The organism is Rhodophyticola sp. SM2404 (assembly GCF_053570515.1).
This window is the reverse complement of the sequence record NZ_JBSEDL010000004.1, coordinates 171,837-194,310: the sequence shown is the minus strand read 5'-3', so window position 1 is coordinate 194,310 and position 22,474 is coordinate 171,837. Positions and strand designations below refer to the sequence as shown.

23 protein-coding genes are annotated in these 22,474 nt (G+C 59.2%); 12 read left to right on the top strand and 11 right to left on the bottom strand.

Annotated features, from left to right (window positions below):
* Nucleotides 1–41: 41 nt before the first annotated feature.
* Both ACTYEO_RS07975 and ACTYEO_RS07970 read right to left on the bottom strand, forming a co-directional pair.
* Nucleotides 42–2,447, bottom strand: coding sequence for a YbcC family protein (locus tag ACTYEO_RS07975; protein WP_449323197.1), 2,406 nt, complete (start codon nucleotides 2,445–2,447; stop codon nucleotides 42–44).
* 22 nt (nucleotides 2,448–2,469) lie between these two features.
* Nucleotides 2,470–4,029, bottom strand: a complete 1,560-nt coding sequence (locus ACTYEO_RS07970) for a proton-conducting transporter transmembrane domain-containing protein (protein WP_449323196.1) — start codon at nucleotides 4,027–4,029, stop codon at nucleotides 2,470–2,472.
* A 107-nt stretch (nucleotides 4,030–4,136) separates the two neighbouring features.
* Between ACTYEO_RS07970 and ACTYEO_RS07965 the strand changes: the two genes are divergently transcribed.
* Nucleotides 4,137–5,015 carry a LysR family transcriptional regulator gene (locus ACTYEO_RS07965; protein WP_449323347.1) on the top strand — a complete coding sequence of 293 codons (879 nt, stop codon included), beginning with the start codon at nucleotides 4,137–4,139 and terminating at the stop codon, nucleotides 5,013–5,015.
* Between the two features lie 7 nt (nucleotides 5,016–5,022).
* Here ACTYEO_RS07965 and ACTYEO_RS07960 read toward each other — a convergent pair whose 3' ends face one another.
* Together ACTYEO_RS07960 and ACTYEO_RS07955 are read right to left on the bottom strand one after the other, a co-directional pair.
* A complete protein-coding gene (locus ACTYEO_RS07960; protein WP_449323195.1) occupies nucleotides 5,023–5,673 on the bottom strand; it encodes a CDGSH iron-sulfur domain-containing protein in 651 nt (216 codons plus the stop codon).
* Nucleotides 5,674–5,698: 25 nt separating this feature from the next.
* Nucleotides 5,699–6,145, bottom strand: coding sequence for a hypothetical protein (locus tag ACTYEO_RS07955; protein ID WP_449323194.1), 447 nt, complete (start codon nucleotides 6,143–6,145; stop codon nucleotides 5,699–5,701).
* A 166-nt stretch (nucleotides 6,146–6,311) separates the two neighbouring features.
* Here ACTYEO_RS07955 and ACTYEO_RS07950 point away from each other — a divergent pair, with 166 nt between their 5' ends.
* From ACTYEO_RS07950 to ACTYEO_RS07935, 4 genes are all read left to right on the top strand, one after another.
* On the top strand, nucleotides 6,312–7,175 hold the full coding sequence (locus ACTYEO_RS07950) for a LysR family transcriptional regulator (protein ID WP_449323193.1): 864 nt from the start codon (nucleotides 6,312–6,314) through the stop codon (nucleotides 7,173–7,175).
* Between the two features lies 1 nt (nucleotide 7,176).
* Nucleotides 7,177–8,064, top strand: a complete 888-nt coding sequence (locus ACTYEO_RS07945; protein WP_449323192.1) for a sugar kinase — start codon at nucleotides 7,177–7,179, stop codon at nucleotides 8,062–8,064.
* 91 nt (nucleotides 8,065–8,155) lie between these two features.
* Complete coding sequence (locus ACTYEO_RS07940; RefSeq protein WP_449323191.1) at nucleotides 8,156–8,839, top strand: hypothetical protein; 684 nt, start codon at nucleotides 8,156–8,158, stop codon at nucleotides 8,837–8,839.
* A gap of 13 nt (nucleotides 8,840–8,852) precedes the next feature.
* A complete protein-coding gene (locus ACTYEO_RS07935) occupies nucleotides 8,853–9,302 on the top strand; it encodes a DMT family transporter (protein ID WP_449323190.1) in 450 nt (149 codons plus the stop codon).
* A 10-nt stretch (nucleotides 9,303–9,312) separates the two neighbouring features.
* On the opposite strand, the gene ACTYEO_RS07930 is transcribed toward ACTYEO_RS07935, so the two are convergent.
* The 7 genes from ACTYEO_RS07930 to ACTYEO_RS07900 all read right to left on the bottom strand — a co-directional run bounded on the left by ACTYEO_RS07930 (nucleotide 9,313) and on the right by ACTYEO_RS07900 (nucleotide 15,401).
* On the bottom strand, nucleotides 9,313–11,133 hold the full coding sequence (locus tag ACTYEO_RS07930) for an ABC-F family ATP-binding cassette domain-containing protein (protein WP_449323189.1): 1,821 nt from the start codon (nucleotides 11,131–11,133) through the stop codon (nucleotides 9,313–9,315).
* Between the two features lie 69 nt (nucleotides 11,134–11,202).
* Nucleotides 11,203–12,162, bottom strand: coding sequence for a DUF3179 domain-containing protein (locus tag ACTYEO_RS07925; RefSeq protein WP_449323188.1), 960 nt, complete (start codon nucleotides 12,160–12,162; stop codon nucleotides 11,203–11,205).
* 104 nt (nucleotides 12,163–12,266) lie between these two features.
* Complete coding sequence (locus tag ACTYEO_RS07920; RefSeq protein ID WP_449323187.1) at nucleotides 12,267–12,854, bottom strand: peptidylprolyl isomerase; 588 nt, start codon at nucleotides 12,852–12,854, stop codon at nucleotides 12,267–12,269.
* Nucleotides 12,847–13,353 (bottom strand): peptidylprolyl isomerase, encoded by a 507-nt coding sequence (locus ACTYEO_RS07915; protein ID WP_449323186.1) that lies wholly within the window; start codon nucleotides 13,351–13,353, stop codon nucleotides 12,847–12,849. Before ACTYEO_RS07915 ends, ACTYEO_RS07920 begins: the two co-directional genes overlap by 8 nt.
* A 68-nt stretch (nucleotides 13,354–13,421) precedes the next feature.
* Entirely contained in the window at nucleotides 13,422–13,916 is a 495-nt protein-coding gene (gene coaD, locus ACTYEO_RS07910) for a pantetheine-phosphate adenylyltransferase (protein WP_449323185.1), read from the bottom strand.
* An 86-nt stretch (nucleotides 13,917–14,002) separates the two neighbouring features.
* Complete coding sequence (locus tag ACTYEO_RS07905; protein WP_449323184.1) at nucleotides 14,003–14,437, bottom strand: CBS domain-containing protein; 435 nt, start codon at nucleotides 14,435–14,437, stop codon at nucleotides 14,003–14,005.
* Nucleotides 14,438–14,495: 58 nt separating this feature from the next.
* On the bottom strand, nucleotides 14,496–15,401 hold the full coding sequence (locus tag ACTYEO_RS07900) for a LysR family transcriptional regulator (RefSeq protein ID WP_449323183.1): 906 nt from the start codon (nucleotides 15,399–15,401) through the stop codon (nucleotides 14,496–14,498).
* Between the two features lie 114 nt (nucleotides 15,402–15,515).
* Here ACTYEO_RS07900 and ACTYEO_RS07895 point away from each other — a divergent pair, with 114 nt between their 5' ends.
* The 7 genes from ACTYEO_RS07895 to ACTYEO_RS07865 all read left to right on the top strand — a co-directional run bounded on the left by ACTYEO_RS07895 (nucleotide 15,516) and on the right by ACTYEO_RS07865 (nucleotide 22,422).
* Nucleotides 15,516–17,015 carry a CoA-acylating methylmalonate-semialdehyde dehydrogenase gene (locus ACTYEO_RS07895; protein ID WP_449323182.1) on the top strand — a complete coding sequence of 500 codons (1,500 nt, stop codon included), beginning with the start codon at nucleotides 15,516–15,518 and terminating at the stop codon, nucleotides 17,013–17,015.
* Between the two features lie 153 nt (nucleotides 17,016–17,168).
* The gene (locus tag ACTYEO_RS07890) at nucleotides 17,169–18,314 is read left to right on the top strand and encodes an acyl-CoA dehydrogenase family protein (RefSeq protein WP_449323181.1); all 1,146 of its coding nucleotides are present in this window, start codon (nucleotides 17,169–17,171) and stop codon (nucleotides 18,312–18,314) included.
* A 42-nt stretch (nucleotides 18,315–18,356) separates the two neighbouring features.
* The gene (locus ACTYEO_RS07885) at nucleotides 18,357–19,391 is read left to right on the top strand and encodes an enoyl-CoA hydratase/isomerase family protein (protein ID WP_449323180.1); all 1,035 of its coding nucleotides are present in this window, start codon (nucleotides 18,357–18,359) and stop codon (nucleotides 19,389–19,391) included.
* A gap of 17 nt (nucleotides 19,392–19,408) precedes the next feature.
* The gene (gene mmsB, locus ACTYEO_RS07880; RefSeq protein ID WP_449323179.1) at nucleotides 19,409–20,281 is read left to right on the top strand and encodes a 3-hydroxyisobutyrate dehydrogenase; all 873 of its coding nucleotides are present in this window, start codon (nucleotides 19,409–19,411) and stop codon (nucleotides 20,279–20,281) included.
* Nucleotides 20,282–20,484: 203 nt separating this feature from the next.
* Nucleotides 20,485–20,910, top strand: a complete 426-nt coding sequence (locus ACTYEO_RS07875) for a DUF2852 domain-containing protein (RefSeq protein WP_449323178.1) — start codon at nucleotides 20,485–20,487, stop codon at nucleotides 20,908–20,910.
* Between the two features lie 135 nt (nucleotides 20,911–21,045).
* Complete coding sequence (locus ACTYEO_RS07870) at nucleotides 21,046–21,492, top strand: RDD family protein (protein WP_449323177.1); 447 nt, start codon at nucleotides 21,046–21,048, stop codon at nucleotides 21,490–21,492.
* Between the two features lie 90 nt (nucleotides 21,493–21,582).
* Nucleotides 21,583–22,422, top strand: coding sequence for an arginyltransferase (locus ACTYEO_RS07865; RefSeq protein ID WP_449323176.1), 840 nt, complete (start codon nucleotides 21,583–21,585; stop codon nucleotides 22,420–22,422).
* The last annotated feature ends 52 nt before the right edge of the window (nucleotides 22,423–22,474 follow it).

The following is a 22,474-nucleotide window of genomic DNA, read 5'->3' as shown; positions in this document are numbered from 1 at the left end:
GCTCCTGCGCGCAATCGGTCGCGAGAGCCCGCGCGCGGGCCTTAGCCTGCCATTTTCAGTGGCTCCCCAGCCCATTCTGCATGCTCCACGGGGGACCATTCCAGATTACCCTCATAGCGCCACGCCATCTGCCCTGTCTCATCCAGCGCAAACAAATGCAGCCAGCGATTGTCAAACAGCGCACGCACGCCCTCATGACGGCTCAGGATATCGCTCATTGCCTCGCGCGGGGCCTCGATGCAAACCGAGAGCCGCAGCGGATCATGGGCATAACCCTCACCCTCATAAATCGATTGCCATGCCAGACCCGCGCGCAAGGTGCCGCCATTGCCCTCGACCACGCCGATCCCGCCTGTGACATTGTGCAAAAGCTTGTTCCCCGCCCCGAAGGCCTGCGGCGCCACGGTCGAGCCGTAATATTGCAAGCTGATCCAACTGGCCACGACCACGGGCGCGGTCATGATCAGCTCCAGCACGCCAAAGCCCTTGTCCTGTTTCCAGTCATAATCATGCAGGAAAGCGCGACCCTGCAAGGATCTGCCCGCTGTGCGCTGACGCGGGGCGGCGATGAAGGCCTTGCAGCCCGCCAAAGCCCATTCTGGACGCGTTTCCGACCAATCGCGGCTTCGCTTGACGATATCAGACCCCCCATTCGCCCGAGGAAGGCGCAAGGCCCGCTCGCCCCGCGTGACCGCGCCTGCGGCGGCAAACCACGCCTTGGCTTGGTTGATCTCGGCCGTGTGCAGATGCTTTGCGGGGTCCCGCTCATATAGGGTGATCTGATCAGTGGTCGTGTCATGCAAGGCCCCCAGAAACAGCGTATCCTCGGGGATGTCGATGCCACGCGCGGCAAGCCCTTCGCGGACCTCGACGCTGTTCAAAAGCCCTGCCAGAAGACGGGCATTCACCTCGCCCGAATAGCCGCCGCAGGCCCCGCAATGCAGGCCACTGGCAAAGGGGTTATTGACCACATTCGCGCCATGGCCCGCCAACACCACCAGCCGCGCGAAATTATCGGTGAAGGACATCGCGCGCAAAATGGTTTCAGCCGAGGTGATCTGGCTGTCCAGATCAAGGGCCGGATCAAGCCGCGGTGCGGGGCCATTGGGCATCGCATTGGGGGCCATGTTGAAGGTGTCGCGCAGCAGCTTGGCCGCATAGATCGGCCCCATCGCCTCGACAAAGGCGAAGGAGGAGACCGCCGCCAATTTGAACCGCCCCCATGCACGACTGGCGCGCGCTTTGAAGCGGGTGTTCTGATCGGCCAGCGGGTTATCCCCTTGCGAGGTCGAGGTGACCGCAGGGTTGAGCAATACGGGCAAACGTTTCTCGGTCACATCCGAGGCAAAGCCTTTATGCGCTGCTGTCAAGCCAAAGAATCCTGCGAAACCAAGAGTTTGGATGTCATCGTTCACCCCTTCCAACGCGCGGCGGAACACCTCGGAGCGGACATCGATACAGAAAGCCACCTGCAAGGCAGGCCGCGTATCATTGGTATTACACGGGGCTTGGGCGAAGGTCTGGGCCAAATCCCGCTGGACCGAGCGCTCCCATGCCTCCTGCAAAATGGCATCTGTCTCAAGGTCCTGCGATGGCGCAAGCGGGCTGGCATGTCCGGCTTTCACCTCTAGCCATTTGGCGGTGATCTCATCCTCATATTGCAGGAACAGCGCCTCCTCCCACAAAAGGCGAATGGTCAGCAAATCAGTGATGGTCTGATCCGAGCGCCCTTCCAATTCGGCCTGCCATAGATGGTAGCGCGCCACCTGCGCCCATCCCCCGAGCGAGAAAAGCAATTGATGGAAATAGGTGTCGAGCATCTGCGCGCCAAGGCCAAGCCGCTTGGCCGCCCGCAACCGCGCCTCAGGGGCGGTATCAGGGGTTTCGCTGGCAAATTGGCCAAAGCCGCTGAGCCCCATAATCTCGGGCGTCAGATCATGGGTGGCGTGCTGACGCCATGCATCATAGGCCCCGCGGCGACGCGGCGCGGACCACAGCGCTTGGCCTTGGTCGAAATAGCCTGCCGCCCATTGGCTGAACCGATCAGCAATAATGCCCGCCCAATCAATGCCCGAGACCTCTGCCGCCAGATCGGCGATGCTGGGATGCGGGGTTTGGGGGGCGGCTTGTGTTTTGGCGGCCTCTTTGAGGGCCGCGATATCGTTTGGCCCCGCGCCCTGCTGTGCGGCAAGGGCGGCCTCCAGATCGGCATCGGTGATCGTGCCATCGGCGATCCGCGTGGCATACCATTCGCGCGGCATGGTGACGGCAACACCCCCGATACGGCCCAATCGCGCGCCCGTTTGGGCCAATGTCTCGCCCGTTTGACCAAGATAGGGGTTCACCGCCACCGAAGAGGCCAGCGGCCAGACAGGCGGGATGGCGCGGGCGCTTGCGTCACTGGCTTTGGTGAGGGCGGTTAGCGAGAGCTTGGGAGCTTTGGTCATGGGATCAGGTCCTTTGCTTCGATCAGGAGGGACGCTTGGCGGACCAAGCATTCAGGATTTTGTCAAACACCGCATTGGCATAGAGCCCGTTGGACAGATGCACCCGCAGCCCCGCCGCGGCGGGATGATAGGCCCATAGCGGGAACATCGCTTGTGCCACCGCCACCACGCCGAAACTGAACAGTGCCAGCAGGATCAGCGCCCATTCCAATGGTCCAGGCGCAGGGGTTGCGGGCAAGGTGCCATACATCAGCCAATCCGCACCGCGTTGCAGGGCGAAATACCCGATGGCTGCGGCGACCGAGTAAAGGGCTGTGCGCTGTGTCAAGACGCGCGGGGCGGCATCGGCCAAACCTTGCGCCAGCAGATAGGCCACGCCAAAGATCAGGATTGCGCCGAGCGCAATCGCTTGCGGGGATTTGCCCGAAACCCCGAAGACAAAGCCAACGGCGGCATAGATCACCAGCGCAATCACAAAGGCCCGCCCCACGGCCACCCCATTGGGGATCGCCACAGGCCCCGGCCTGCGGATCGAGGCCACCCCCTCCACGGCCGAGCCTGACGCAAGAAAGGCATGGGCCTTATAAAGCGAATGGGCCACGATATGCAGCAGCGCCAGCGGGAAAAGCGCCAGACCGCATTGCAGCACCATAAAGCCCATTTGCGCCACGGTGGACCATGCCAGCGAGGTCTTCACCGCCGATTGCGTCAACATCACCAAGCCGCCAAAAAGCGCCGTGAACCCGCCGATAATCACCAAAAAGGCCAAAACTCCGGGCGAGAGGAGCATCACATCGGCAAAGCGGATCAACAAGAACCCGCCCGCATTGATGACGCCCGCATGCAGCAGCGCCGAGACGGGGGTCGGTGTCTCCATCATCTCGGTCAGCCAGCCATGCATCGGGAATTGCGCCGATTTCAGCATCGCGGCCAGTGCAAGGGCCGCGGCAATCCAAGGGGCCAGATCACGGCCCTCGCCAAGGCGGGCCGCCTCAAGGATATGCGCGATATCGCCCGTGCCGTAATTGATCAAAAGCAGGATAAAGGCGATCACCAAAGCCGCATCCCCCATGCGCGCGGTGATCCATTTCTTATGCCCTGCCCTTTGAGCGGCCACGCGGTCGGGGTAATGCAGCAGCAGCTTGTGCAAAAACAGGCTGACCGCGATCCATGCCAGCGCCAATTGCAGCAGATTGCCCGCAATCACCAGCATCATAACCGCCACCAAAGTCGCGCAGAGCCAGCCTGTGAAAGGGCCTTGCCGCTCATCGCCATCCATATAGGTGGCTGCGAAACGCAGCACGATCCAGCCCACGAAAGAGACCAGCAGCAACATAATCGCGCTGACAGGGTCGAGCCTGACCGAAAGGCCCATCCCGAACACCCCGATCAACGGGCTGCTGCCCGCGCCATGCAGCACCAAAAGCCCGCCAGAGAGCACCGCAATGGCAAACCCCGCCAGCGCAATCCATTCCACCTGACGCAGGGTCTGGAAGGGGCGCAATTGCGGCCCGCGAAATGCGAGGATGGCAGCCCCCACAAGGGCAAGAGGCGCAAGGAAAGGCAGGGTCGCGATAAGCACGGGGCAAAATCCTTTGGCTGGAATGCGAGTTTCGGGGGAAATAGCAGCGCCAAAACAAAGAATAAAATTCATTGTTTGCTAATTATCGTTCTGTTAAATGAATGGATATGTCAGAGTTCAATTACCACCATCTGCGCTATTTCTGGGCTGTGGCCCATGATGGCAATCTCACGCGCACGGCCGAGCGGTTGAACCTGTCGCAATCGGCGGTCTCCGTGCAAATCAAACAGCTTGAGGCGCAACTGGGCCACCCCCTTTTCGAGAGACGCGGACGCCAGTTGATCCTGACCGAGGCGGGCCGGATCGCGCTGGATCATGCCGATGCGATTTTCGCGGCAGGGCGTGAACTGGTGGGCACTTTGCAGGAAAAGGGGCGCACGCGCCAAGCCATCCGGATCGGGGCATTGGCCACGCTGTCGCGCAACTTCCATATGGAATTCCTGCGCCCCGTGCTGGACCGCCCCGATGTGGAGATCATCCTGCGCTCGGGCACCAGTGCTGATTTGTTGCAATCACTGGAAAGCCTGAACCTTGATGTCGTGCTGATCAACCGCGCCCCCTCACGCGATGCGGTCACGCCCTTTGTCTCGCACCGCATCTCCGAGCAACCCGTCAGCCTGATCGGCACGCCCGAGCGGCTGCAAGACAACTTAAGCGCCGCAGAAAGGGTTGCGACCCAGCCCGTTATTCTGCCCACCCCCGATACCAATATCAGGGTGGGCTTTGATGCATGGACCGAGCGTCTTGGCATCCGCCCCCAGATCGCCGCCGAGGTGGATGATATGGCGATGATGCGCCTGCTGACACGCGCAGGCGCGGGGCTGGGGGTGCTCTCGCCCATTGTGGTGCAGGATGAATTGAATACAGGCCGCCTGATCGAGGCCGAGCGCCTGCCCAATATCACCGAGACCTTCTACGCCGTGACCCTATCGCGCCGCTTCCCCAATCCGATCCTTGCCGATCTTCTGGATGAACGCGCGATTTAGGGCGCGTTCAGTCTGGCGCGCTGTCATCGCGCCATTTCGCGTCATAATGGCTGCCATCGCAAAAGGGCTTGTTCTTGGACAGGCCACAACCGCAAAGCGAGTATTTCGCGCGGCTGGCACCGACCCCGTTGAACTCGGCCTCCAAGCCGATATTGGTGACATGATAGGGGCCGTTTTTCTCAATCTGGATCGAGACATCACCCGTTGTCATATGCTGCTCGGGCACATCCCCCACCGAGACCCGCAACGCCCCCGAGGGGCAGGCCGCGATCACATCCAAAATCTCGGCCAGCTTGCCCTCGCTTGGCTGGATCCACGGCTTCTGCTTGGGGTTGAACACCGCCTTCGCACGCGCCTGACATTGCGCGGCATGGGTGCACAGAGCGGGGGTGTAGCTGATGATGACAGGCACGCCCTCGGCCTCGCCCTGATACTCAACAGCGGCGTTGCGCAGTTTGGTATGGTCAGGCGCGCTGACAAAGCCCGCCCCACCATGTGACCCGTCACAAAAAGGCTTGTTGGAGGAGGCCCCGCAGCGGCACAAAGCCATCATCGGCTTGGCGTCGATATCTCCGCCCTGCCCTGTTTTCAGATCAGGCCCGTTTTCAACAATCAAAGGACCATCTTCGCGCAGTGAAATCTTTGGAATAGTCGACATGATATACCTCAATTCAAACGGGTGTTCAGGACAGCTCGGCCTTGCGGCGTGGCAGGCAGACCAAGAAACTCGAGATAACGGCCGCGCTGGAGAATAATGTCATGACCGTTCCGGGGACGAAATTTACATAGCCTTGCAGATCAAGCATAAGGAAATATCCGACATCTGCCAAACCGCCCACAAGCGTAGTCACCCAGATCGCTGTCATATTGCCCCGCCAGATAAATCCTGCACCGATCAAGGTCACCAAACCGATCCAGAGCAGGTTGAACCCGTGTTGATTGAGGATGCCGCCAACAGCGCCATGATACTCGGCGGCCAGCAAGGCAGGCTCCACCGCATCAGCAATGCCCGCGAAGCCTTCCGCCGTGGGGCGGATAATGGTGATGAGGCCCGCAAACATATGGACAAGCCCCCAGATCACCCAAAGCACGGCCGCAAATTTGAGGAGGTTTTTTTGAGTTTGTGTCATGGTCATTCTTCCTTTGGCTTGCGCAGGCGGGCCCTTGGGCGTGCGGCCATAGCGCTGTTAAAACTGTCTTGAGGGCAGTATTCAGCGATCCCAAATGCAGCACAGCTTACCCAATTGCGCAGCATATGCGCATTGATGCGACATATGCTCCGTGTTAGCAGGATGTATGGATCATTGGACCGAACTCAGAACCGCCCTGAAGCTAGCACAGCTTGGCACGGTCAGCGCCGCCGCCACAGCGCTTGGGGTGCATCGCGCCACGATCAACCGCCATGTGGATACGCTGGAAGGCGCGCTTGGTGCACCGCTGTTCCAGCGCCATGCCCGCGGCTACACGCTGACCGATGCGGGCCGCGATATGCTGGAAGTGGCAGGCCGCGCTGATGAGATGTTTGAAGATCTTGAAGGCCGCAATAAAAGCCGCGCCAGCCAGCTTTCAGGTAATCTGGTGATCACCTCACTTTCGGGGGTTGCGGCTTTGATCATACCCACCATCCGCGCTTTTCACCAAATCCACCCCGATATCGAGCTGACATATATCGCAGGGGAAAACCTTGCCCGTCTCGAATATGGCGAGGCCCATATCGCCATTCGCGCAGGCAAAAAGCCCGATATGCCCGATTATGTCGTCCAGCCCTTCAGACCGATTGAGTTCGGGCTTTTCGCAAGCCAAAGTTATATCGCGCAATACGGTCACCCCGAGGGCGGGGGATTTGCAGGGCACCGCTTTGTTGGGGCCATCGGGCAAAACTCGCGACTGCCCTTCTCGGAGTGGATGACTGAAAATGTCACCCGCGACATGCTGGCATTGGAGACAAATGACCCCAATGTCGCGCAAGAGGCTATCTGCGCAGGGATGGGGTTGGGATTTCTCGCCGCGCATGATGCAAGCGCGTGCCAAGACCTTGTCGCCCTCCTCCCGCCGAGCGGCGATTTCAAGGCCAGCCTTTGGCTGGTCACCCATGTCGATCTGCACCGCACCGCCAAGGTTCAGGCCTTTTTGCAAATGCTCAAGACAGCGGGGCCTTAGGATGCGTCGCTTCTTATCCATCGGGGAATGCATGCTGGAAATGGCACCTGCGCAAGACGGGCTCTACAAAGCGGGCTTTGCGGGCGACACTTTCAACACCGCTTGGTATGCGCGCAAATTGGCAGGGCCGCAGCTTGAGGTCGCCTATATGACGGCAATCGGCGAGGATGACGCCTCGCGCCAATTGGAGGCCTTCATCCGCCAAGCGGGGGTCACGCCCGAGCTGCGCTACAGCACAGATCGCACGATCGGGCTCTATATGATTTCGCTGCAAAACGGAGAGCGGTCCTTCAGCTATTGGCGCGGGCAATCGGCGGCCAGAACACTGGCCGATGATCTAGGCGACCTGCCCGATATCAAAGCCGGTGATCTGGTTTATGTCTCGGGGATCACATTTGCCATCCTGCCCGAAACAGGGCGCAAAAACCTGCTGGCCGCCATCGCCAAGGCCCGCGCGCAAGGGGCAGTTGTTGCCTTTGACCCGAACCTGCGCCCGAAGCTTTGGCGCGATGCCGATGAGATGCGCGCGGTTATCATGCAGGCAGCAGGATGCGCCGATATCATCCTGCCCTCGTTTGAGGATGAGGTCGAGTGGTTTGGCGATGGCGATCTTGCCGCCTGTGCCGCGCGCTACAGCAAGGCGGGCGCGGCTCGGGTGGTGGTGAAAAACGGCGCGGGCCCGATCTGCCTTTCTGACGCAAGCGCGCTGTCCTATCTTGATGTTGCGCCAGTGGCGCAAGTTGTGGACAGCACAGCGGCGGGGGATGCCTTCAATGCAGGCTTTCTGGTGGCATTGGATCGCGGGGCCAGCATGGAGCAGGCCGCGCGCGCGGGATGCGATGTCGCGCGCAAGGTGATCGCGCAGCGCGGGGCTTTGGCCGAGATTTAATGCAAGCCATATCGGCAAGAATTCCGCCATTGCAGGGCGCACGCGCGCAAAACACTTCTGTTTCGCGGGGAACTCTGTCTATCCTGACCCCATGCGCTGGACCCTGTTTGCCCTTTTCCTGCTTGCCGCTTGTGGCCGCCCTCTGACCGAGGCCGAGCAGGTTTTCATGGCTGAACTGGCAGGCCCCGCCTTTGACCCCGTCCCTGTGCGCATCACGCAGAACCCGTTGATCGGGCTGACCACCCGCAGCTATCCCGCCCGCCCCCGCAGCACCTGCCGCGAAAGGATATTTCCAGCGCTTGAGGGCGATACCGTTACGGGGCGCACGGCGGGTATCGTGTTTTTCAACCGCCTTCATCTGCGCGAGGACTATGCCCTGCCCGATTACATCGCGCGCGAGGATGGCGCGGTGAACCTGCTGGCACAAATGTTTTTTGCCCATGAAATGACCCATATCTGGCAATGGCAAAACCGCGCGCGCACGGGCTACCACCCTGCCCACGCCTTCGCCGAACATGCCCGCCTTGAGGACCCATATCTGTTCGAGACCGAGGCCGAGCTGCCCTTTCTGGACTATGGCTATGAGCAGCAAGCCAGCCTTGTTGAGGAATATGTCTGTTGCCGAACCCTTGATCCTCGGGGCGCACGGACGCTGCGCTTGGAGCGTCTGATCTCGCAAGCCATGGATCTCAGGCCGATCTCGCAACAGCCGCGCGCGCAAAGCGATATACTTCTGCCTTGGAGTGGTGTTGAGTTGGTTGGAATTTGTAGCTGAAAGGTAGCCCGCCATGCCATGGACCCATCCCGCTTTGATCATGTTGCTGGCCGGTATCGGCATCCCGCTTCTGGCGGTGATGAATGCGCGGCTGGGGGCCAATATCGGCAGTCCTGCGGCGGCAGCCGTGGTTTTATGTTTTGTGGGGATGTGTGTCTCGGCGGTGGTGATGCTCAAGACAGGCGCATCAAGCCTTGGCGCGCTTTCCGAGCAGCCGAAATACCTGTTTTTAGCAGGGGCGTTCATGGCGTTTTACGTGCTCAGCATCACCTTTATCGCCCCGCGTTTCGGGGTGGGGAATGCGGTGTTTTTCGTGTTGATCGGTCAATTGATCTCGGCCGCGATCATTGATCATTTCGGGCTGTTCGGGGCCAATGTGACCCCGCTGAGCCTGATCCGCGCTTTGGGCATTGCGGTGATGGCTGTGGGCGTGGCGATTACGCAATTTGCGCCCAAGGGTTAGAGCACCCAGATCAGCCTGCCGCGCGATCTTCCAGTTCCAGCCATTCTTCCTCGGCTGCGGCCAGTTTTTGCTGCCGCTCGGTCAGGGCTTCTGTTGCTTTGCGGAATTTCAAAGGCTCGCGCGTGAACAATTCTGCATCCGAGAGCAGGCCTTCCAGCTTTGCAATCTCGGCCTCAAGCCGCGCGATCTCGGCGGGCAGTTCTTTAAGGCGGTGGGTCTCGGTAAAGCTGAGTTTGGCCGCCTTAGGCGCTTGGGCCTTGGGTTTCTCAGGCGCGGGTTTTGACGATTTCGAGACCGTTTCGCCCTCCCATTTTTCCTGATCCGCACCGCGCTGCGTCAGGTAATCCGTCCAGCCGCCCGCATAGGCCGTGGCGCGGCCATCGCCTTCCATGGCGATTGTCGTGGTGGCCACGCGATCAAGGAAATCACGGTCATGGCTGACCAACAAAACCGTGCCGCCGCAATCGCCCAACAAATCCTGCAACAGGTCCAGCGTTTCCACATCCAGATCATTGGTCGGTTCATCAAGCACCAGCAAATTGCTTTCGCGCGCCATGATGCGCGCCAGCAAAAGCCGCGCCTTTTCCCCACCTGAAAGCGATTTGACCTTTGCGCGGGCCTGACGGTCATCAAAGAGGAAATCCTTGAGATAGCTGACCACATGGCGCGGTGTGCCGCGCACCATCACTTGGTCGGAAGAGCCGCTCACCCCCATCAGGGGATCATTGGTCAAGCAATCCCAAAGCGTGGCTTCGGGATCAAGCAGGGCGCGGGTCTGGTCAAACACCGCGATATCGAGGTTGGTGCCATGTTTGACACTGCCCTCATCAGGCTCAATCTCGCCTGTCAGGATTTTCAGCAAAGTGGTCTTGCCCACACCATTGGGCCCCACAAAAGCCACACGGTCCCCGCGCAACACGCGCAGATCAAAGGGGGCCAGAATGTCCTTGTCGCCAAAGCTTTTCGAGATGCCGCGCGCCTCGATCACCTTTTTGCCCGACTGCTGACCATCTTCCAATGCCATCGCGGCCGTGCCCTGACGGCGGATCATCGACGAGCGCTCGGCGCGCAGGCCTTGCAGGGCGCGCACACGGCCCTGGTTGCGCTTGCGGCGCGCGCTGATCCCTTCAACGGCCCATCTGGCTTCGGCCTTGATCTTGCGGTCCAGCTTGTGGCGGTTGACGTCCTCTTCTTCCCACAGCTTGTCGCGCCATTCCTCGAAATGGGCAAAGCCCTTTTCGTTGCGCCGCACTTGGCCGCGATCCACCCAAAGCGTGGCGCGGGTCAGGGCATTGAGAAAGGCACGGTCATGCGAAATCACCACATAGCCCGCGCGGCTTTCGGCCAATTGGCTTTCAAGCCAGCCAATCGCCTGAATATCGAGATGGTTGGTCGGCTCGTCCAGCAGCATCAATTCGGGCGCTTCCGCCAGAAGACGAGCCAGCGCGGCGCGGCGGCGTTCCCCGCCCGAGGCGCGATCAGGTTCGGCATCAAGCCGCAGCTTGAGCCCTTCGGCCACGGAATAGACGCGCCATTCCTCGCCATCGGCCAAACCTGCGGTGGCGTAATCACCCAAGGTCGCAAAGCCGTCGAAAACGGGGTCTTGTTCCATATAGCCGACACTCACCCCTTGCGGGATCACGCAAGCGCCTTTGTCTGGCTCGGTCAGGCCCGCCATCACCTTGAGCAAGGTCGATTTGCCCGATCCATTGCGCCCCACAAGCGCGACACGGTCGCCCTCCTGGACCACAAGACCGAGGTCATGGAAAATCGGATCGCCGCCGAAAGTCAGCGAGATGTCGGAAAGCTGGAGAAGGGGTGCGCGTGCCATGGCCTGCGAGCTATGCCGCGCGGCGGGAGGCGTCAAGTTCTCAGTTGCCGGCTGTTGCCGATTTCGTGCTTATTGACCCAACATCCAGTCACCTTCGGGCCAGAAGGCATGGAAGGCAAAGGCAAACATCACGTCATGGGCGATATCGGCCCCCTGCCCGTCCGAGACCCGCACCATCCCGACATCACGCCCCTCAGGAATGCGCGCGGCATCAAGGGCCGAGGCCACGCCGCCCTGCCAGTCCAGTGTCATACCTGCCTCGCTGATTGTGCCCTCCTGCGAAAGGCGCGACAAAGGCCATGCTTGCGTGCCCACACGCACCACACGCGCCAAAGGCTCGATGCCATGGGGTGGGTTTTCACCATTATAGAGGAAAGGCTGCGCCGAGCTGTCATAACCCACATAAGGGTTGCGCCCATAGGGGCGGTTGAAATCGGGCTGATCCATCACCAATCCGTCAGGGTTGCGAGTGCTAAAGCTTTCCCAGCTTTCCACCCATGAGACATGGATCACATCCAGATCAACGCCTGTCATCTCGCCAACAATACCTTGGCCAATGGCCTGCTGCCACCAGCTTTCGGTCTCGCGGTCATACATGATCATATCGGAATGGCGCAGCTTGCCCGACACCCCGAAACTCAGCACGCGGTCTTCGACACGGCGATCAAAGGTGATGGCTGAATTGCACAAGGGGCAGAAGGTAACGGCAATCGGCAGGCCTTCCACCTCGTCATTCACGATCTCATGCCATGTCAGGTAGCGCAAAGGATAGGCGCGCGCGGGGCCATCAAGTCTGACGGTGATCACGGGTTCATTGGGCGCGAGGCGGGTTTCATCACCCACTGCGATCATTTGGGGCGCATCCAGCGCAGGGATACCATCACGCGGCGGTCCGCCATCCATGACGGAGTCAAACTCAATCTCGCTTTGGGTGAAATCGGTATTCGGCCATTCGGCACGCCACAGGACCGGATCGGCCCAAACGGGTGCTGCAAGACAAATTGCAATAATCGCTGTGATGATGCGCATGGCGCCCTTCCCCCTTTTGACGTCATCTGACGCGCATAGGGTGACAGAGCTTTGGTCTTGCGCAAAGCCCCACTCACACGCTTGTGAGGGGGGCTGAGGCTTTGTTACTCGCTGGCGGCAGGCGCCGCAGGCTCTGGATCGCTGTCCAAGGCACGTACCTCGACCATGCGATCGGGCGCGCCGATCACAGCGCCATTGGGGCCACGGCCAAGCTTGATCGCATCCACCACATCCATGCCATCCACGACCTGCCCGACAATGGTATATTGCCCATTGAGATGCGGCGCGGGCGCAAACATGATGAAGAACTGGCTATTGGCCGAGTTCGGATTGTTGCTGCGCGCCATGCCAAGCACGCCACGCGCAAAATCGAGATCGGAGAATTCGGCAGGCAGATCGGGATATTCCGAGCCACCCCGCCCCGAATACCGCATATCCATGCCTTGACGGCCAAATTCCACATCGCCCGTCTGCGCCATGAAGCCTTCGATCACGCGGTGAAACACCACATCATTATAGGCCCCTTCCGAGGCGAGCGTGGTGATCCGCTCAACATGCTGGGGGGCCACATCCTCGAACAGGTCAATGATGATCGTGCCGCTGGCTTCACCTGCGACATCAATCTCAAGACCTGCTGCAAAAGCGGGCGCACCGAGCAGGGAAACCGCTAGACCAAGCGCGAGCTTACGCATCTGCGGCCACCTTCATGCTGATCATCTTGTCGGGGCTCGCAGGTGGCTCGCCACGGGTGATCGCATCAACATGCTCCATGCCCGAGATCACGCGGCCATAGACGGTGTATTGGCCATTGAGGAAATGGTTATCGCTGAAATTGATGAAGAACTGGCTGTTGGCCGAGTTCGGGTTGGAGGAACGTGCCGCGCCCAAAGTGCCACGGTCATGCGGCAATTTCGAGAATTCGGCAGGCAGGTCAGGCTTGTCCGAACCGCCCGTGCCCGCCATGCGGATATTGCCGCCATCATCCAGCTTGCCATGCTGCACATCACCCGTTTGCGCCATGAAGCCGTCGATCACACGGTGAAAGGCCACGCCGTCATAAGCGCCTTCGCGCGCCAATTCCTTCATGCGCGCTGCATGCTGGGGGGCCACATCGGCCAAGAGCTCGATCGTGACAGTGCCATCTTTCAATTCAATCAGGATGGTGTTTTCGGGATCTTTGATATCGGCCATCAGGCTCTCTCCTTATCTGCGATTTGGCGCGCACCCTAGTGCGGCGAAAGCGAAAGGAAAAGCGCAGATCAGCGCCCGTATTTCGCAACCAATGCGTCGCGCACCGCTGGCGGCACGAATGCCGAGACATCGCCGTTGAGCCGCGCGATCTCCTTGACCAGTTTCGAGGCGATGGCCTGACGCTCGGCCTCGGCCATCAAAAACACGGTCGTGATCTCGGAGTCGAGTTTACGGTTCATGCCAACCATTTGGAATTCATACTCAAAATCAGCAACCGCCCGCAGACCACGAATGATGATCGAGGCCCCCACATCGCGCGCGCAATCAATCAAAAGGTTCTCGAAAGGATGAACAGCGATCTCAACGCCTGTGGCCTCGGAGATGGTTTTCATCTCGGCCTCGACCATGGCCACACGTTCTTCAAGCGAGAACAGCGGGCCTTTGTCGCGGTTGATGGCAACGCCAATGACAAGGCGGTCCACCAGCTTGCAGGCGCGCTTGATGATATCGACATGGCCCAATGTAATTGGATCAAATGTGCCCGGATATAGACCTGTGCGCATGGATCTGACCTCCTCATCCCTTATCTGGGCTGCACGCAACATTATTGCGCGGCTGAACGCAAGAGGCTTTGATTAAGGGGCGTCCGTCAATGCCCCATAATCATCCCTTCAAGCGCATCCTTTTCCATCGCCAATTCGGCAAGGCGGCCCTTGACCACATCCCCGATCGAGATCAGCCCGATCATCTCGCCATTGCGGATCACGGGCATATGGCGGAAGCGGCCATCGGTCATGATCTGCAAAATCTCGAGCGCGGTCTGGTTCTCATCACAGGTGACGATCTTGGCGGTCATCAGCGCCTCGACGGGGTCAAGCATCGCCTCGACGCCGCGCTTGCCTGTTTCGCGCACGACATCGCGCTCGGACAAGACACCGTCAATGGATTTCCCATCGGGCGATACCATCACTGTGCCCACGCGATGCGCGCTCATCAATTCGACCGCTTCAAGAACCGTTTGGTCCTTTGTAACCGACAAAATGCCCTGATTGGCTTTGGTCTTGAGGATTTGTGAAACCAACATCAGATGTCCTCCCAAACATACTGGATGGCTCCAGCGTCGCGCGGGGCTTGGCCAGCTGTCAAGTCTGCAATGGAGAGCGGGCCCCGTCCGCCATGGCTTCGAGCCGCGCGACCTCGGCCTGCAACCCCGCCACCAAAGCATCGGCAAAGCGCGTCAAACGGTCCGAGCGCCGATCCGAGGCATGGCGCACCAGATAAAAGGCGCGCGTCAGGCTGAGGTCCTGCATCAGAACACGCGTCAATTCAGGGGCAAAGGGCAGCGCGAAATCATGCACGATGCCAATCCCCCCCTGCCGCAACATCTGCAATTGCACCGCAACAGAATTGGAGGCGCGCTGCACGCCCCCCTTGGCCAAGGCCCCTAAATAATCCAATTCCTTGTCGAAAATCATATCAGGGATATAGCCGATCACGGGGTGCTCGGGCGCATGATGCAGCGCCTCGGGCTGGGGCAGATCATGGCGCATCGCCAGATGCAGACGGTAATCGGTGATCTTTTGCACGCTGAGCCGCGTTGCATCAGGCGGGCTGACTGTGATGGCCATATCCGCCTCGCGCTTGGACAGGTTCACCACCCGCGGCAGGGCCAGAATCTGAACCTCAAGATCGGGATTATCGGCTTGGATCGCGGCGCAGACCTGCGGCAGCAGGTAATTCGCGCAGCCATCAGGCGCACCGATACGGATGATCCCCGACATCCCCTCCCCCACGCCCGAAACCGCCCCCGCCCCCGATGACAAAGCCATCTCGGCCCGCTCTGCCGGTTCAAACAGCCGCGCGCCCGCCTCTGTCAGCGCGTAGCCTTGCGGGGATTTCACGAACAGGACTTGGCCGAGCGCCTCCTCCAAGCGGGCCACGCGCCGCCCCACGGTCGCGGCATCCATCCGCAAAATCTTGCCCGCGCCCGTCAGGCTTTCACTGCGGGCCACCGCCAGAAATACCCGCGCATCATCCCAATTCCGCATACCATCCTCATTTTGCAAAAATGCAAATCTACTTTGACAACCTGCCCCTTTTACCTGCGCGTTTGCAAGACTATAAGACGCCTTATCAAGACACACTCTTTGGGAGGACACCCGATGAACGAGATCGGTCACTGGATTAACGGCAAACATGTCAAAGGCACGTCTGGCCGCATGGCAGATGTCTTCAACCCCGCAACAGGCGAAGTTCAAGCCAAGGTGGCGCTGGCCTCCAAGGAAGAAATGGACGCCGCTGTTGCAGATGCTGCAAAAGCGCAGATCGAATGGGGCAATACCAACCCGCAGCGCCGCGCCCGCGTGATGATGAAGCTGGTTGACCTGATGAACCGCGATATGGATAAGCTGGCCGAGGCGATCAGCCGCGAGCATGGCAAAACCATTCCCGATGCCAAAGGCGACGTTCAGCGTGGCCTTGAAGTCATCGAATTTTGCATCGGCGCACCGCATCTTTTGAAGGGCGAGTTCACCGATAGCGCCGGCCCCGGCATCGACATGTATTCCATGCGCCAGCCTTTGGGCGTTGTTGCGGGCATCACCCCTTTCAACTTCCCCGCGATGATCCCTTTGTGGAAACTGGGCCCCGCACTGGCCTGCGGCAATGCGATGATCATGAAGCCTTCCGAGCGCGACCCCTCCTGCCCGATGATGCTGGGTGAGTTGCTGCAAGAAGCAGGTCTGCCCGATGGCGTCTTCCAGGTTATCAATGGTGATAAAGACGCGGTGGATGCGATCCTTGATAATGACACCATTCAGGCCGTGGGCTTTGTCGGCTCCACCCCGATTGCGCAATATATCTACAGCCGCGCGACCGCGAATGGCAAACGCTGCCAGTGCTTTGGTGGTGCCAAGAACCATATGATCATCATGCCTGATGCCGATATGGACAAAGCCGCTGACGCGCTTGTGGGTGCGGGCTATGGTGCGGCGGGCGAACGCTGCATGGCGATCTCGGTCGCTGTTCCCGTTGGCGAGGAAACCGCCGACCGCCTGATCGAGAAGCTTGTCCCGCGCATCGAAGCGCTCAAGGTTGGCCCCTACACCTCGGGCGATGATGTGGATTACGGCCCTGTTGTCACGGCCGCTGCCAAAGCCAATATCGAGCGCCTCGTGCAAACAGGCGTTGATCAAGGTGCCGAGCTGGTCGTTGATGGGCGTGATTTCAACCTGCAAGGCTATGAAGACGGCTTCTTTGTGGGCCCGCATCTCTTTGACCGCGTGACACCCGATATGGATATCTACACGCAAGAGATCTTCGGACCTGTTCTGTCGACCGTGCGCGCAGGCTCCTATGAGGAGGCCATCGGCCTTGCGATGGACCATGAATATGGCAATGGCACCGCGATCTTCACCCGCGATGGCGACGCCGCGCGTGATTTCGCAAGCCGCATCAATATCGGCATGGTCGGCATCAATGTGCCCATCCCCGTGCCGCTGGCCTATCACACATTCGGTGGCTGGAAAAAATCGGGCTTTGGCGATCTCAACCAGCATGGTCCAGATTCCTTCCGTTTCTACACCCGCACCAAAACGGTCACTGCGCGCTGGCCCTCTGGCATCAAGGATGGCGGCGAGTTCAACTTCAAAGCGATGGATTGATCCTCTTTGCTTTAAAAATACTTTCAAAAGGGGCGGCCTTAGGGTTGCCCCTTTTTGTTTCCCGACAGGGTTTCACATGCCTTGCAAAACTTCTGAAACAGTCGGAAATTAAACACGCGTTCAATTAGAAGCGCGAGCGGGAGGAACTGGATCGTGGATTTCAACCTGAGCGAGGAACAAGAGGCCATTTTCGACATGGCGCGCGGCTTTGGGCAGGAGCATATCGCGCCCTTCGCGCGGGATTGGGAGAGCGCTGGCGAAATCCCCAAAACGCTCTGGCCGAAACTGGCCGAGCTTGGCTTTGGCGGGCTCTATGTCAGCGAGGAAGCTGGCGGATCGGGCTTGTCGCGACTGGATGCAACCCTTGTCTTTGAAGGCTTGTCGGAAAGCTGCGCCTCGGTCGCGGCTTTTCTGTCGATCCATAATATGTGCGCCAAAATGATCGAGAGCTTCGGCTCGGAGCCGCTCAAAGCCCGCTATCTGGATCGCGCCTTGGCAATGGAGACCTTCTTTGCCTATTGCCTGACCGAACCGGGATCGGGCTCGGATGCAGCCGCCCTCAAGACACGGGCCGAACGCAGCAATGAGGGCTATAAGCTCAATGGCACCAAGGCCTTCATCTCGGGCGGTGGCTATGCGGATGCCTATCTGGTGATGGTGCGCACGGGCGAGGATGGCCCCAAGGGCATTTCCTCGGTGATTGTCGAGGATGGCGCAGCAGGTCTGAGTTTCGGAGGTTTGGAAGACAAGATGGGCTGGCGCTCTCAGCCCACGCGACAGGTGCAATTTGATGATTGCGCCATTCCTTCTGAGGCGCTTTTGGGCGAGGAAGGCAAAGGGTTTTCCTATGCGATGACGGGCTTGGATGGGGGGCGGTTGAATATCGCGGCCTGCTCGCTTGGGGCGGCGCAAAACGCGCTGACGCAGACGCTGGCCTATATGGGCGAGCGCAAGGCCTTTGGGCAAAGCATCGATCAATTTCAGGCTTTGCAATTCCGCTTGGCCGATATGGAGATTGAGTTGCAAGCCGCGCGGGTGTTTTTGCGCCAAGCCGCCGCCAAGCTGGATGCGGGCGCGCCTGATGCCGCAAAGCATTGCGCCATGGCCAAGAAATTCGTGACCGAAGCAGGAAGCCGTGTGGCTGATCAATGTCTGCAATTGCATGGCGGCTATGGCTATCTGGCGGATTACGGGATTGAAAAGATCGTGCGGGATTTGCGGGTGCATCAGATCCTTGAGGGCACCAATGAGATCATGCGGATGATCACGGCGCGTCATATGCTGGCCGAGCGCGGCTGAGGTCAGGCGTTTTTTTCGTATTTTTGGAAAGATGAAACATCCATGAGCAGCGATATATCCATCCGGATCGAGGGCCATGCGGGACGGATTACTTTGACGCGGCCAGAGGCGTTGAATGCGCTGTCTTACAAGATGTGTCTGGCGATTGATGCCGCTTTGATTGACTGGGCCGATGATCTGAAAGTGAGGCTTTTGATCATTGATGCCGAGGGCGAGCGCGCCTTTTGTGCGGGCGGTGATATTGCCGAGATGTATGCCACAGGCCGTGCGGGGGATTTCGATTACGGGCGCAGGTTCTGGGCGGATGAATACCGCATGAATGCGCGGCTGTTCAATTTTCCAAAGCCCGTGATCAGCCTGATGCAGGGCTATACGATGGGGGGCGGTGTCGGGATTGGCTGTCATGGTTCGCATCGGGTGGTGTGTGAAAACAGTCAGATCGCCATGCCCGAAGTGGGGATCGGTTTGATCCCTGATGTGGGTGGCACGCTTGTGTTATCGCGCGCGCCTGGTCGGATGGGGGAGTATCTGGGCAGCACGGCGCGCAGGATGTCGGCGGCGGATGCAATCTATGCGGGGTTTGCGGATTTCTTCATCCCTCAGCAGCTCTGGCCCGATCTGATCCAAAACCTTTGTGACACTGGCGATTGGGAAGAGGTGGACCGCGCCGCCATCCCGCCCCTTCCAAGCGATCTGGAAGCTCTTCAAGCTGAGGTTGATGCCTGTTTTGGCGGCGAGAGTTTGCGCGATATCCTGAATGTGCTGGAGCATTCGGAAAGCAGCTTTGCGCAAGAGACATTGGTCATTCTGGCGCGCAACAGCCCGCTGGCCATGGGGGCCGCAATTGAGTTGGTTCATCGCGCGCGGATGCGCGACAGCATCGAACATGCTTTGGAACAGGAATACCGCTTCACCGCGCGCGCGATGGAGAAAGGGGATTTTCTGGAAGGCATTCGGGCCGCAATCATCGACAAGGACCGTCAACCCAAATGGAAGCATGACACCCCCAAAGAGGTGGGCGTGGCAGCCGTGGCGGCCATGCTGATGCCATTGGGCGCGGATGGTCTGACATTTTGAACAGGGAGGGAGAGCCCATGAAAATCGGATTTATCGGTCTTGGGAATATGGGAGCGCCAATGGCCGCCAATCTCGCGGCAGCGGGCCAAGAGGTGACAGGGTTTGACCTGAGCGCTGCCGCCCCTGATGGGGTGCGCATGGCCGGCAGTGCCGCGGATGCGGCGACGGATGCCGAGATTGTTCTGACGATGCTGCCCAATGGCGCGATCCTGCGTGCCGTGGCCGAGGAGATCATCCCCGCGATGAGCCAAGGTGCCGTGTTGATCGATAGCTCCACCGTTGAGGTAGAGGCCGCCCGCGCTGTGGCCACGCAGGCCCAAGCGGAGGGGTTGGAGTTTTTGGATGCGCCCGTCTCGGGCGGGGTTGGCGGGGCTGCTGCGGGGACATTGACCTTCATGGTTGGCGGCACCGAGGCAGGGTTTGCACAAGCCACACCCCTATTCGAGATCATGGGACAAAAGGCCGTGCTTTGCGGGGGGGCAGGCAATGGGCAGGCGGCCAAGATCTGCAATAACATGATCCTCGGGGTGACAATGATTGCCACTTGTGAGGCCTTTGCCCTGGCCGACAAGCTGGGGCTGTCGCGGCAATCCATGTTTGATGTTGTCTCGACCTCCTCGGGCTATAGCTGGTCGATGAATGCCTATTGCCCTGCCCCTGGTATTGGGCCGCAAAGCCCCTCGGATAATGATTTTAAACCGGGTTTCGCGGCTGAGTTGATGCTGAAGGATTTGCGTTTGAGCCAATCGGCTGCCGATGCGGCAGATGCCGATACGCCCATGGGGCAGATGGCCGCCGCGCTTTATGAGCGCTTTGTCGAGCTCGAAGACGGTTTGGGCAAGGATTTTTCGGCGATGTTGCCACGATTTGAGGGGCGCGGGCGCGCATAAAGCGCCTCAAGAGCCCCCCTTGACTCGCCAAAGGCGCATCATTTTTTGATGCGCCTTTTTCATTTAATTCAATGCCTTAACTCAAATTATGTAAAAAAGATTTACTTTTTTCACACCCCGCCTCTTGTGAGGGCGCGGTGCCTCCTTATATCAGTAAATGTAATTAACATTAACATACTGAAACGCAGCAAAAGGAGATCAAAATGACATCTGCACCCGCAGCACCAATCGCACAGCCGCAAAGCTGGTTTAGTCGCGCAGAAAGTTGGCTTGATGCCCGCGGCAAAGGCGCATGGATCGCGGCTATGGTCCTGTCCTTCATCTTTTTCTGGCCAATCGGCCTCGCCCTTCTGGCCTATATGATCTGGAGCAAACGCATGTTCAATTCATCTTGCACAATGAGCCGCAAAAGCCGTCATCAAAATTTCCGCAGCTCGGGCAATACGGCCTTTGATGCCTATAAGGCCGATACATTGCAGCGCTTGGAAGACGAGCAGCGCGCCTTTGAGGAATTCCTCGAGCGTCTGCGCGCCGCCAAGGACAAGTCGGAATTCGACCAGTTCATGGATGATGCCGCTGAAGCCCGCAAATCCGAGCGGGTCGCAAAAGAGGCGGATGCCGAGAGCTAAGCCGTCACCCTGCCAGCCAGGCCCCCTCCTCTCCCTTGGGTGTGGCTGGTTTCACGGGGTTGCGCCTGCCCCCTCCCCCAAGATTAAATGGCGCAACCTCGAAAAACACATTTTACAAATCGCAGGGACAGACCCATGTCTACGTCTATGAATTCAAGCCTTCCCGATCCCTATCACCAAGCTGCCTTTTATGAGGGCGTGACCATCAAGCGCCTCTTTGCATGGGTGATTGACGTGATCCTTGTGACAGTGGCGACCCTTTTGCTGGGGCTTTTGACCTTTGGCATTGCTTGGTTCCTCTGGCCGATTTTCTATATCGCTGTGACCTTTGCCTATCGTTGGTTCACCATCTCATCGCGGTCGGCCACATGGGGTATGCGGGTGATGAATATCGAGCTGCGCGGCCCCACGGGCATGCAGTTCTCCAGCGGGGAAGCCGCCCTTCACACCTTGGCTTTTCTGGTCAGTTCGGCATTTTTCCTGCCGCAAATCCTGTCCATGCTGATGATGATGTTTGGCGGGCGCGGGCAAGGCCTGCATGATCTTCTGATCGGCTCGGCGGCCATTAATCGTCCGCGCTGAGTGTCCCTGCGGGGGCGCTTTTGTGAAAAATCTGTTGCGAGAAAGGGGGAAGCTGTTGCAGGCTTCCTTTCGTAACAGTATCGAGATGTAATGCGTCATTCACTCCCGATAGCACCGCAATTCTATGTGACGGCCCCGCAAACCTGCCCCTATCTCGATGGTCGGCGGGAACGTAAACTTTTTACCGCCTTGCAGGGCGAACATGCGGGCCAGTTGAATGATGCGCTCTCCAAGCAAGGCTTCCGCCGCTCGCAGAATGTGCTCTACCGCCCCTCTTGTGCGGATTGCTCGGCCTGTATGTCCGCGCGGATCAGAGTGGCCGATTTCGCCCCCAGCCGCAGCCATAAGCGCATTCTCAAGCGCAATGCAGGGCTGACACGCAGTGCGCGATCCCCTTGGGCCACGGAGGAGCAATATAACCTTTTCCGCCGCTATCTTGATAACCGCCACGCCTCGGGTGGGATGGCGGATATGGATGTTTTCGAATTTGCCGCGATGATCGAGGAAACCCCTGTGCGCAGTCGGGTGATTGAGTATCGCGATGCCGCCAAGACGGAGGGAGGTTTGGCAGCCGTTTGCCTGACCGATGTGCTGGATGACGGGTTGAGCCTTGTCTATTCCTTCTATGATCCCGACATGCAAAAACAATCGCTTGGAACCTATGTGATCCTTGATCATGTGGAGGTCGCGCGCGAAGCGGGGCTGCCTTATGTCTATCTGGGTTATTGGGTGCCTGGATCAGACAAGATGGGCTATAAGGCGGGCTTTCCCGCATTGGAGGTTTTTGTGGGGGGCGAATGGACGCCGCTTGAGAACCCCGAGGAATATTCCAACCAGACCCATCCCCTTTCCGTGCAGCCGATTGCCGAGCAGGTGGCGCAAATCACCCTGCCCGACCGCATGGCCGAGCCGCAATCCCGCAAAGATTAGGCCCGTAAGGATTAGGCCCACAAGGAATAAGCTCTGACTTAAGTCAGATGTT